The 10,760-nt window shown below is 59.4% G+C and carries 10 protein-coding genes; 6 read left to right on the forward strand and 4 right to left on the reverse strand.

The annotated features are described in order from the left end of the window. Positions 1 to 194: 194 nt before the first annotated feature. Positions 195 to 653: an REP-associated tyrosine transposase gene (locus OC605_RS15510; RefSeq protein WP_262138002.1), complete on the forward strand. Its 459-nt coding sequence runs from the start codon at positions 195 to 197 to the stop codon at positions 651 to 653. A 102-nt stretch (positions 654 to 755) separates the two neighbouring features. Here the strand turns inward: OC605_RS15510 and OC605_RS15515 are convergent, their stop codons facing one another. Further along, positions 756 to 1,364 carry a TetR/AcrR family transcriptional regulator gene (locus tag OC605_RS15515; RefSeq protein ID WP_039763637.1) on the reverse strand — a complete coding sequence of 203 codons (609 nt, stop codon included), beginning with the start codon at positions 1,362 to 1,364 and terminating at the stop codon, positions 756 to 758. 135 nt (positions 1,365 to 1,499) lie between these two features. Here OC605_RS15515 and OC605_RS15520 point away from each other — a divergent pair, with 135 nt between their 5' ends. Beyond that, positions 1,500 to 2,414 carry a DUF808 domain-containing protein gene (locus OC605_RS15520; protein WP_262138004.1) on the forward strand — a complete coding sequence of 305 codons (915 nt, stop codon included), beginning with the start codon at positions 1,500 to 1,502 and terminating at the stop codon, positions 2,412 to 2,414. Between the two features lie 127 nt (positions 2,415 to 2,541). On the opposite strand, the gene OC605_RS15525 is transcribed toward OC605_RS15520, so the two are convergent. Further along, positions 2,542 to 3,330 carry a VacJ family lipoprotein gene (locus OC605_RS15525; protein ID WP_024012144.1) on the reverse strand — a complete coding sequence of 263 codons (789 nt, stop codon included), beginning with the start codon at positions 3,328 to 3,330 and terminating at the stop codon, positions 2,542 to 2,544. Continuing rightward, entirely contained in the window at positions 3,323 to 4,621 is a 1,299-nt protein-coding gene (locus OC605_RS15530) for a serine protein kinase PrkA (RefSeq protein ID WP_024012145.1), read from the reverse strand. The genes OC605_RS15525 and OC605_RS15530 overlap by 8 nt, the downstream gene beginning before the upstream one ends. 224 nt (positions 4,622 to 4,845) lie before the next feature. On the opposite strand from OC605_RS15530, the gene OC605_RS15535 reads away from it, so the two are divergent. Then, the gene (locus OC605_RS15535) at positions 4,846 to 5,214 is read left to right on the forward strand and encodes a hypothetical protein (RefSeq protein ID WP_039763641.1); all 369 of its coding nucleotides are present in this window, start codon (positions 4,846 to 4,848) and stop codon (positions 5,212 to 5,214) included. A 116-nt stretch (positions 5,215 to 5,330) separates the two neighbouring features. Here OC605_RS15535 and OC605_RS15540 read toward each other — a convergent pair whose 3' ends face one another. After that, positions 5,331 to 6,926: a beta (1-6) glucans synthase gene (locus OC605_RS15540; protein WP_262138007.1), complete on the reverse strand. Its 1,596-nt coding sequence runs from the start codon at positions 6,924 to 6,926 to the stop codon at positions 5,331 to 5,333. 297 nt (positions 6,927 to 7,223) lie between these two features. Between OC605_RS15540 and OC605_RS15545 the strand changes: the two genes are divergently transcribed. From OC605_RS15545 to OC605_RS15555, 3 genes are all read left to right on the forward strand, one after another. Next, the gene (locus OC605_RS15545; RefSeq protein ID WP_041479599.1) at positions 7,224 to 8,075 is read left to right on the forward strand and encodes a glycine betaine ABC transporter substrate-binding protein; all 852 of its coding nucleotides are present in this window, start codon (positions 7,224 to 7,226) and stop codon (positions 8,073 to 8,075) included. 241 nt (positions 8,076 to 8,316) lie between these two features. Beyond that, positions 8,317 to 8,628 (forward strand): DUF485 domain-containing protein, encoded by a 312-nt coding sequence (locus OC605_RS15550; RefSeq protein WP_016771016.1) that lies wholly within the window; start codon positions 8,317 to 8,319, stop codon positions 8,626 to 8,628. Beyond that, positions 8,625 to 10,283, forward strand: coding sequence for a cation acetate symporter (locus OC605_RS15555; protein ID WP_016771015.1), 1,659 nt, complete (start codon positions 8,625 to 8,627; stop codon positions 10,281 to 10,283). The genes OC605_RS15550 and OC605_RS15555 overlap by 4 nt, the downstream gene beginning before the upstream one ends. Positions 10,284 to 10,760 lie beyond the last annotated feature (477 nt).

The following is a 10,760-nucleotide window of genomic DNA, read 5'->3' on the forward strand; positions in this document are numbered from 1 at the left end:
CCGCTTTCGCGAGCAGGCTCGCTCCCACATTGAGTTTGGGTTGGACACAAAATGTTCGAGTGTTCGAAAGCCCCTGTGGGAGCGAGCCTGCTCGCGAATAGGATCTGCGCTACACATCTTGCTAAAAGTCTGACGCTCCCCTTGCCATCGCCACGGCTAGCCTTCTCATGATCAACCTGTGAGAAGGCAACGGAATGCCGGGTTTATCTGCTTCACATCGCTTGCGCATCGGACGTTATTCAGAACACAACCGCATTTACCTTCTGACCGCCAATACCGCCGGGAGAGAACCCGTATTCAGCGATTTCTTCCTTGGCAGAATGCTTGTAAGCCAATTCCGGGCAGCTGAGGAAACGGGATTGGCCAATTCTCTGGCTTGGGTCGTAATGCCAGATCATTTTCCCTGGCTGATTGAATTGAAGAGTGGCTCGCTCGGCGAATTGATGCAGCGAACCAAATCCCTCAGCACCAAAGCGGTAAAGCTTTCGACCGGCCGAAAGACCAGCCTTTGGCAACCTGGCTTCCATGACCGTGCACTGCGTAAAGAGGAGAATCTGGTGAAGATGGCGCGGTATGTCATTGCCAACCCATTGCGGGCAGGGCTGGTCAAAAGCCTTGGCGACTATCCGTTGTGGGATTCGATCTGGTTATGAGTTGAGGTGTGCGGTGCGGCTATTCGCGAGCAGGCTCGCTCCCACAGGAGAATGCATTCCAAATGTGGGAGCGAGCCTGCTCGCGAAGCGGTTCCCCCGATCTCAGTGATCCGGCTCACACCCCTTCAACACCAACCGGATAATCGTCTGCGCTGCCGCTTCATAATCCGCTTCATCAAGCTTGTCCTTCCCGGTCACTGCGGAAATCTGCCAGTCGAAGTCGGCGTAGGTCTGGGTCGCGGCCCAGATGCTGAACATCAGGTGGTTGGGGTCGATCGGGGCGATCTGGCCGCGGTCGATCCAGCTCTGGATGCAGGCGATGTTGTGCTTGGCCTGGGCGTTGAGCTGCTCGACCAGGTCGGCGCTCAGGTGCGGGGCGCCGTGCATGATTTCGCTGGCGAACACCTTGGAGGCGTAGGGCAGGTCGCGGGAGATGCGGATCTTCGAGCGGATGTAGCCGCTCAGCACCTCGCTCGGCACACCGTCCGGGTTGAACGGGGTCGAGGCCTGCAGAATCGGCTCGATGATGCTTTCCAGCACCTCGCGGTAGAGGTTTTCCTTGGATTTGAAGTAGTAGTAGACGTTGGGCTTGGGCAATCCCGCCTTGGCGGCGATGTCGCTGGTTTTGGTCGCCGCGAAGCCCTTGTCGGCAAACTCTTCGCTGGCGGCGCGCAGGATCAGTTCTTTGTTACGCTCGCGGATTGTACTCATAAACCCGGTGGTTCCTTGCCTGTTCTGGCGGTGGCGCATGGTAGCACCGGCCTTGAGCGGCGCTCAACAATGCAGCCTGTGGCCGGCGGTCGCGTTATGCTTGGCAACATTCATACACAGAAGGAAACAGGATTCATGGCAGGAAGCAGTTTGCTGGTGCTGATCGATGACATCGCCACCGTTCTGGATGACGTTGCGTTGATGACCAAGATGGCCGCGAAGAAGACCGCCGGAGTGCTCGGTGATGATCTGGCGCTCAATGCCCAGCAGGTATCGGGCGTGCGCGCCGAGCGGGAAATTCCCGTGGTCTGGGCGGTGGCCAAGGGCTCGTTCGTCAACAAACTGATCCTCGTGCCGTCGGCATTGGCGATCAGCGCTTTCGTACCGTGGCTGGTGACGCCGCTGTTGATGGTCGGCGGCGCGTACCTGTGCTTCGAGGGTTTCGAGAAGCTCGCGCACAAGTTTCTGCACAGCAAAGAGGAAGACGAGGCAGAGCACACGCAGTTGACCGAAGCAGTGGCCGATCCGGCGACCGATCTGGTGGCGTTCGAGAAGGACAAGATCAAAGGCGCAATCCGCACTGACTTCATTCTTTCGGCAGAAATCATCGCCATCACTCTCGGCACCGTGGCAGATGCCTCGCTGACGCAGCAAGTGGTGGTCATGTCCGGCATCGCCATTGTCATGACCGTGGGCGTTTACGGTTTGGTGGCGGGCATCGTCAAACTCGACGATCTGGGGCTGTGGCTGACACAGAAGCCCGGGCAGATGGCGAAAAAGATCGGCGGCGGCATTCTCAGCGCCGCGCCGTACATGATGAAAACCCTGTCGGTGGTTGGCACGGCAGCGATGTTCCTGGTCGGCGGCGGCATCCTGACCCATGGCGTGCCGGTGCTGCATCACTGGATCGAAGGTGTTGGCGCAGCGGCAGGGAGCGCCGGGTTCGTCGTGCCGATGCTGCTCAATGGTGTTGCGGGGATTATTGCTGGCGCAGCGGTGTTGGTATTGGTTTCGGTCGTAGGCAAGCTCTGGAAAGCGCTGAAGGGTTAACCAGCAACACATAACAAATGTGGGAGCGAGCCTGCTCGCGAATGCGGTAGTCCAGTCAATATCGATGTTGACTGAAACTCCGCGTTCGCGAGCAGGCTCGCTCCCACAGTGTTTTGCGGCAGCCGATTTACTCGGCGATCTGCAACTTGCGCGCCTCGGTATACACGTACCGCACTTTCTCGTACTCGAACGGCGAGTTCATCTGGCCGTAGCGGAAGCTGGTCTGGTAGCGCTTGTCGATCGCACGCAAGGCCCAGACTTCCGGGTGGTTGGAGCTGACTTCGGCGACGTTGAGGAAGTTGATCGCAGTGTCGGCGGTGTAATCCACGGCCAGACCTGCGGTGTCGCGGATGTTCGACGGGCCGAAGATCGGCAGTACGAAGTAGGCGCCGCCCGGTACGCCGTAGAAGCCCAGGGTCTGACCGAAGTCTTCGTTCTGGCGCGGAAGGCCCATGGCGGTGGCCGGGTCCCACAGGCCGGCGATGCCGATGGTGGTGTTGAGCAGCAGGCGCGCGGTGGTTTCCATCGAGCGCTGGCCCTTGAACTGCAACAGGCTGTTGACCAGGTTCGGCACGTCACCAATGTTGTTGAAGAAGTTGCTCACCCCGGTACGCACAAAGCTTGGCGTGATGTAGCGATAGCCATCGACTACCGGCAGGAACACCCACTGGTCGAAGCGATAGTTGAAGTGGTAGACCCGGCGGTTCCACGATTCCAGCGGGTCATAGACGTTCAGCGCGTTGAGCGTCGAACGTTCGAACTCGCGCTGGTCCAGGCCCGGGTTGAACTTGAGTTTGGTCAGCGGTTCCTTGAAGCCGTCGCTGTCGACCACTACCGGGGCATCGGCTTTACTGTTGTCGGCCTGGGCCACGCCTGCACAGAGGAACGCTGCAATCAGCAGGAGATATTTAGCCACGGAAGAACTCCAGCATGGCGTCGCTGTTGACGCGATAGTTAAGGTTGCCGCAGTGGCCGCCCAGTGGATAAACGGTCAGGCGATCACCGAAGGTTTTACGCAGGAAGCCCAGGTCGCCAGGGCCGAGGATGACGTCGTCGGCGTTGTGCATGACGGCGATTTTCGGGCTGTCGTGCAGGTAATCCTTGAGCGCATACAGGCTGACCTGATCGATCAGTTGCAGCAGGCTGCCGCCGTCAGTGCGCGCGCGCCACATCGGAATGACCTGCTCGGTGATGTAGCAGTCGAAATCGCATTGCAGCGCACGCTTGAGGAACGGCGTGAGGCTGGTGCCTTCGGTGATCGGGAATTTCGGCGGGGTAATCAGACCGCGACGGTTGACCAGGTCCGAGGTGTAGGCAATGTCGGCTGCCGAGAAGCGGAACGACGTGCCAATCAGCATGGCCATCTGTTCGTTGGTCAGGTGCTGCTTGGACTGCTGGAAGTCATACAGCAGCGCATCGTTGAGGTCGATGTAGCCTTTCTGCTGGAAGTAGCGGGTCAGCTTGGTCAGTACCAGTTCGTAGAAGGTGGTGCTGTTGTTGATGCCTTTCACCTCGGTCTGTACCAGCTTGTCGAGGTTGGTCACCGAGGTATAGAGGTTGACCGGCGGGTTCAGCAACAGGACTTTCTTGAAATTGAAGCTGCGGCGCGTCTCGTCCAGATGCGCGACGAATGCAGCATCAAGGGCGCCGAGGCTGTAACCGGTCAGATAGTACTCGGTGACCGGCAGTTTCGGGTTCTGCGCCCGCACGGCCTGCATCACCCGATACATGTCTTCGGCATCTTCCTTGGTCACGCCCGGGGTGGCGAAACGCGAGGCGGCGCTGATGAAGTCGAAGCTGGTCGGCGACGACAACTGCACGACATGGTAGCCGGCCTTGTAATACAGCTTTTTCAGGTATTCGTTGAGCGTGCTGTCAAAGCGCGCACCGGTGCCGGCGATCAGGAAGATCAGCGGCGCCGGTTTGTCCTGCGTGGCGATGCGGTAAGTGAGCTTCTTCACTGCCCAGAAATTGTCCGGCAGCTGGAATTCACGCTCCGGGCGCAGGGTGAGGCTGCGGTCCGTTTGATTGATGTCGTCGTCCAGCGGCAACTCCGGACGCAGGTCCGGTGGGGTCGTGGCGATCGTCGCCTCGAACGGGTTGGTCAGCGGGTAGCCATAGCTGGCGGCGTCGATATCCACCGCCAGCGCGGACGCACTCAAGATAAGGCCGCTGAACAGCGCGGCGAAGCGCAAGGAACGGAGCATGACTAGATCCCTTAGAGGAAGGTGCCGATTGAAGTTCGCAGGCTATGACCACCGGCCGTGCGCCAAAGTGCCATGCTGCGGCACCAAACAGGCGGAATTCGGGGTAATAGTAGCTGGACGATACACGTTGCGAGGGCTTGCTGAACAGTTAACAGTTGTTAGTGCTTGCGAATGCCGGTCGGCAGATTAAGCTGGCCGCCGATTTCCGCAGATTGGAGTGCCCCATGTCCCGCCGCTTGCCCGTGATTGTGCTGCTTGTTTTGTTGCCGCTGTGGCTGGCCGCCAGTTATGCCGCGCGCTATGGCTTCATGGAAGACGGGCAGTGGGTGGGCATCTGTGTCGACGAGGCCAGCCGCTGGGAATGCGTAGTGCGCTCGAACCTCGGGCTGATGATTCATTTCAAGGTGTTGGGCTGGGCGGCGGTGGGCGCGGCGGTATTGGCGTTTGTCGTGCCGGGACGGGCAGGGTGGTGGCTGGCGGTGCTGGCGCTGGTGTTCGGCCTGCCGGCATTGGCGTTGTACAACACGACGTTGGCGGTGTTTGCGGTGGTGATTGCCGGGTTGCGCCTGGTCCGCGAGTCCCGCAGCGCCTGACAGTCATCGCGGGCAAGCCCGCTCCCACAGGGATTGAGGTAAACACAACATTTGTGTGCAGCAGAAATCCTGTGGGAGCTGGCTTGCCAGCGATGGCGATTTCGACGGCCCCGAAATCAGGCCTTGCGAACCCGCAGACAGCGCCACAACGCCACCACCATCAAGCCACTGACCAGCGCCCAACCCCACGCCTGCTGATTCAGCAGCCCTTCCTGATACAACTGCGGTGCAATCCCAGCGCCGATGAAAAAGGTCAGCAGAGCAATCTCCCGACGCGGCACGCTCACCGGGCGGCACAGGTAGACCAGCGCCGGCAGCACGAACGCCATGCTGGCGAAACTGCGATAGCGCGGATCGAAGACCATCTCCAGCATCATCACCGCCGCGGCAAAACTGGCCGCCACGACCAGCCAGCCGGCGCGCCGCTCGAGGAAGTCGAATGCGCCTGCCCGCCAACCGTTACGCGCGCTCAACGTCAACGTCGCATGCGCGAGAACCAATAGATTCAAACCGGTCAGCAGTCCGACCCACAGCCATTCACCGGCAAATCGTGTGGTCAATCGAGCCAGATCGCCCCAGGCGCCAATCGAGCAAGCAGCGACCGCGCCCAGCAGTGGCAGCAAAAGCGCCGAACGTGTGCTGCGCACGCGTCCACCAAGCATCAGCGTGCCAAGGAAAATCAATCCGCCGACCGCCAGCCACTCTTTCCAGTACGGCACATTGCTCACCGGCCCGGCGAGCACGCCCTTGTCCTGCCGATCGGCATCGAACAGCCCCCAATAGCCGCCGACCGCGCCTTCACTGCCGCGCTTCCACGGCTGATCGAAGGCTTCGATCAGGTTATAACGCCAGCCTTCCTGCTCGGCCATCGCCACGAATCCACGAATGAATTTTGCCTCGTTGACCCGGCTCGGTACGGCTGTTTCACGCTGGCGGCCTTCGCTCGGCCAGCCGGTTTCGCCAATCATCACGTCTTTGGGCGCGAATTTGTTGCCGAACACCTGACGCACATCCGCCACATGCCGCAGCGCCACGTCGATGTTCGACGGATCGTCTTCCCAGTACGGCAGCAAGTGAATGGTCAGAAAGTCCACGGCCGGGGCAATTTCCGGATGCTTGAGCCAGAATTCCCAGACGTCGGCGTAGGTCACCGGTTGCTTGACCTGGCTTTTGACCTTGTTGATCAGCCGGGCCAGTTGCGCGCCGGTGACCTCTTTGCGCAGCAGTGCCTCGTTGCCGACGATTACGGCTGTGACCACGTCGGGGTTGGCATTGGCCGATTTGATCAGCAGCTCGACTTCCTGTTCGGTGTCGACCGGGTTGCTGTTGACCCAGGCGCCGATCATCAACTTCAGACCGTGTTTGCGCGCCAGATCGGGCAGGGCGTCGAGGCCGGTCATCGAGTAGGTGCGGATGCATTCAAAGCGCGTCGCCAGCAGCGCGAGGTCGGCGTCCATGCGCTCCGGGCGCAATTTGAACGGCACGTCGAACGGCGATTGGTCTTTGTCGAACGGCGTATAGGAGGCGCACTGCAATTTGTGTGTCGGCGTTGCAGCGTCCGGCAGGATCACCGGTTGGCCGAGGCCATACCAGAAACCGCCAAGGGCCAGGAGCCCGAGCAGGCAGGCGAACAGATAAGGCAGAAAAGGAAATCGGGACGTTGCGGACATGGTCAGGCCGAGTGGCTGCAAAGCGACGCATGTTACCTGCATTTATACAAGGGCAGGTGGCTCGCAGGCGTTGTACATGCAAAGTTCGGGCGGATTGTCTGGCGTCAATTAATCGCGCTTGATTAATGGCTTTCTGATGTCGTTTCTCGCTGCCTTGAGGTCGCTGACAGAGCAGGTCGCCGGCCGCTTGAGGTTGATGATCAAACCATCAGTACCCTTTTTGAAAAATCGGCTGATGTTCGGTGTGTGAGGTCCGGCGTGATGGGGGCGCTGTGCACCATAACAATACGTTGACGATGCTCGGCATCCGTCGGGCGCAGCATTTCGGGGAAGTAAACGATGAAGATGCGACGACTTTTAGGCGCAGGTGCCGCTCTGGCGCTTGCGATGAGTTCCACTTTCGCCAACGCTGAAAAACAGACCCTGAACATCGGTTACGTTGACGGCTGGTCCGACAGCGTCGCGACCACCCACGTGGCGGCCGAAGTGATCAAACAGAAGCTCGGTTATGACGTGAAGCTGCAAGCCGTCGCCACCGGGATCATGTGGCAGGGCGTGGCCACCGGCAAACTCGATGCGATGCTCTCGGCCTGGCTGCCCGTGACCCACGGTGACTACTGGACGAAAAACAAGGATCAGGTCGTCGATTACGGCCCGAACTTCAAGGACGCGAAGATTGGCCTGATCGTGCCGGAGTACGTCAAAGCCAAATCGATCGAAGACCTGAAAACCGACGATACCTTCAAAAACCGCATTGTCGGCATCGACGCCGGTTCAGGCGTAATGCTCAAGACCGATCAGGCGATCAAGGATTACGGTCTGGACAAGTACAGCCTCAAGGCCAGTTCCGGCGCCGGCATGATTGCCGAGCTGACCCGCGCCGAGAAGAAGAACGAATCCATCGCTGTCACCGGTTGGGTGCCGCACTGGATGTTCGCCAAGTGGAAACTGCGCTTCCTCGACGACCCGAAAGGCGTGTATGGCCAGGCTGAAACCGTCAACAGCATCGGCAGCAAAGGCCTGGACGCCAAGGCGCCGGAAGTGGCCAAATTCCTGAAAAACTTCCAGTGGGCGTCGAAAGACGAAATCGGCGAAGTCATGCTGGCGATCCAGGACGGCGCCAAGCCTGATGCAGCGGCCAAGGACTGGGTGGCCAAACACCCGGATCGTGTAGCTGACTGGACCAAATAATTTCAACACCGCCACACCCCTGTGGGAGCGAGCCTGCTCGCGAATGCAATCTGTCAGTTGATGCAATATCGACTGATACGACGCCTTCGCGAGCAGGCTCGCTCCCACAGTTGTTTTTGTGTGTGCTTGAAAATGGCCAGAACATCATGGCCATCTACTACTAAGGTCGTCTGGAACCTCTCTCGCAGCCGCATACATTAGCTACGTTCCAACAATAATTTGTGCTGCGAGGATAAAAACAATGAACGACAGCATTTACCTCTCGATTCAAAACAGTCCCCGATTCAAGGAGCTGGTTCAGAAAAGGGAACGATTCGCCTGGATTCTCTCGGCAATCATGCTCGGGCTGTACTCCGCATTCATCCTGCTGATCGCATACGGGCCGCACGTGCTCGGGGCGAAACTCAGTCCTGAATCCTCGATCACTTGGGGCATCCCGATCGGTGTCGGCCTGATCATTTCAGCCTTCGTCCTGACCGGCATCTACGTGCGCCGCGCCAATGGCGAGTTCGACGACCTGAACAATGCGATTCTCAAGGAGGCTCAGCAATGATCCGGCGTCTACTGGCTCTATTGAGTGTTGCGGCTTTCGCGCCGAGTGTCTGGGCGGCTGACGCGTTGACGGGGGAGGTGGCCAAGCAGCCGCTGAACATCCCGGCGATCCTGATGTTCGTGGCCTTCGTCGGCGCGACGTTGTACATCACCTACTGGGCTTCGAAGAAAAACAATTCGGCCGCCGACTACTACGCGGCGGGCGGCAAGATCACCGGTTTCCAGAACGGCCTGGCGATCGCTGGCGACTACATGTCGGCGGCGTCCTTCCTGGGTATTTCCGCGCTGGTGTTCACCTCCGGCTACGACGGCCTGATCTACTCGATCGGCTTCCTCGTGGGCTGGCCGATCATTCTGTTCCTGATCGCCGAACGCCTGCGCAACCTGGGTAAATACACCTTTGCCGACGTGGCGTCCTACCGCCTCGGGCAAACCCAGATCCGCACCCTGTCCGCCTGCGGTTCGCTGGTGGTAGTGGCGTTCTACCTGATCGCGCAAATGGTCGGTGCCGGCAAGCTGATCCAGCTGCTGTTCGGCCTCGATTACCACGTTGCGGTGATTCTGGTCGGCGTGCTGATGTGCATGTATGTGCTGTTCGGCGGCATGCTCGCGACCACTTGGGTGCAGATCATCAAGGCAGTGTTGCTGCTGTCCGGTGCCTCGTTCATGGCGCTGATGGTGATGAAGCACGTCGGCTTCGACTTCAACACGCTGTTCTCCGAAGCGATCAAGGTTCACGCCAAGGGCGAAGCGATCATGAGCCCGGGCGGTCTGGTCAAGGATCCGATTTCGGCGTTCTCGCTGGGTCTGGCACTGATGTTCGGTACCGCTGGCCTGCCGCACATTCTGATGCGCTTCTTCACTGTGAGTGACGCAAAAGAAGCGCGCAAGAGCGTGCTGTACGCTACCGGTTTCATTGGCTACTTCTACATCCTGACCTTCATCATCGGCTTCGGCGCGATCCTGCTGGTCAGCACCAACCCGGCCTTCAAGGATGCAGCGGGCGCCTTGCTCGGCGGCAACAACATGGCGGCGGTGCACCTGGCCAACGCGGTGGGCGGCAGTATCTTCCTTGGCTTCATCTCGGCAGTGGCGTTCGCCACCATTCTGGCTGTGGTAGCCGGTCTGACGCTGGCGGGTGCTTCGGCGGTTTCTCACGACCTGTACGCCAGTGTGATCAAGAAGGGCAAAGCCAACGAGAAGGATGAGATTCGCGTGTCGAAGATCACCACCATCGCCCTGGCGGTGCTGGCGATTGGTCTGGGCATTCTGTTCGAAAGCCAGAACATCGCGTTCATGGTCGGCCTGGCGTTCTCGATTGCGGCGAGCTGCAACTTCCCGGTACTGCTGCTTTCGATGTACTGGAAGAAGCTGACCACTCGCGGCGCGATGATTGGTGGCTGGCTGGGTCTGGTGAGTGCTGTTGGTCTGATGATCCTCGGCCCGACCATCTGGGTGCAGATTCTGCATCACGAGAAGGCGATCTTCCCTTACGAATATCCGGCGCTGTTCTCGATGATGATTGCCTTTATCGGGATCTGGTTCTTCTCGATTACCGACAAGTCGGCGGCTGCGGACAATGAGCGGGCGCTGTTCTTCCCGCAGTTTGTGCGTTCGCAGACCGGGTTGGGGGCGAGTGGGGCGGTTTCGCACTAAGAGATCAGATGTAAGCTGTAAGCTTCAAGAAAACGCCCTGGTTGAGAGATTGGGGCGTTTTTTTGTGGGCGGTTATCGGGTGATTTTGGGTGTATATCCGTTGCTGCGGTAACGGCGGCTTAGGGTTTCGCCCTTACGGCGAGTCACCTTTTCCAAACGCCGAAAAGGTAACCCAAAAGGCTTGCTCCTGCGTTCGGCCCTCGCAGGCTCGGGTTCCTTCGCTCCGGGACTGATCCGGGCGCAGCGGCTCCGGTTTGCTTCGCTGCACCTCCTTCCGCTGTGTCTGGCTGCGCCAGACGGTCGCTGCGCTCCCACCCCCGGATCAATCCCTCCACTCAGCCTTCCGACGTCGCCGGTGAGTCAAGATCAAAAGCACGCGAGCTAACGCTCATTGTTGAGTGGTGAAAAGCGTGTGGTCTGCTTTGGATCTGCGTTGGATTCGCCCCTCATCGGAACGCCGCCCGCCCAGCCCTCTCC

It is taken from the genome of Pseudomonas sp. Marseille-Q5117, from assembly GCF_946901175.1.
Lineage (GTDB): Bacteria > Pseudomonadota > Gammaproteobacteria > Pseudomonadales > Pseudomonadaceae > Aquipseudomonas > Aquipseudomonas iranensis.

Bases quoted from the DNA above. Each gene is read 5' to 3' on its own strand.
- OC605_RS15510 (WP_262138002.1), top strand. From the start codon at position 195: ATGCCGGGTTTATCTGCTTCACATCGCTTGCGCATCGGACGTTATTCA.
- OC605_RS15515 (WP_039763637.1), bottom strand. From the start codon at position 1,364: ATGAGTACAATCCGCGAGCGTAACAAAGAACTGATCCTGCGCGCCGCC.
- OC605_RS15520 (WP_262138004.1), top strand. From the start codon at position 1,500: ATGGCAGGAAGCAGTTTGCTGGTGCTGATCGATGACATCGCCACCGTT.
- OC605_RS15530 (WP_024012145.1), bottom strand. From the start codon at position 4,621: ATGCTCCGTTCCTTGCGCTTCGCCGCGCTGTTCAGCGGCCTTATCTTG.
- OC605_RS15535 (WP_039763641.1), top strand. From the start codon at position 4,846: ATGTCCCGCCGCTTGCCCGTGATTGTGCTGCTTGTTTTGTTGCCGCTG.
- OC605_RS15540 (WP_262138007.1), bottom strand. From the start codon at position 6,926: ATGCAGGTAACATGCGTCGCTTTGCAGCCACTCGGCCTGACCATGTCC.
- OC605_RS15545 (WP_041479599.1), top strand. From the start codon at position 7,224: ATGAAGATGCGACGACTTTTAGGCGCAGGTGCCGCTCTGGCGCTTGCG.
- OC605_RS15550 (WP_016771016.1), top strand. From the start codon at position 8,317: ATGAACGACAGCATTTACCTCTCGATTCAAAACAGTCCCCGATTCAAG.
- OC605_RS15555 (WP_016771015.1), top strand. From the start codon at position 8,625: ATGATCCGGCGTCTACTGGCTCTATTGAGTGTTGCGGCTTTCGCGCCG.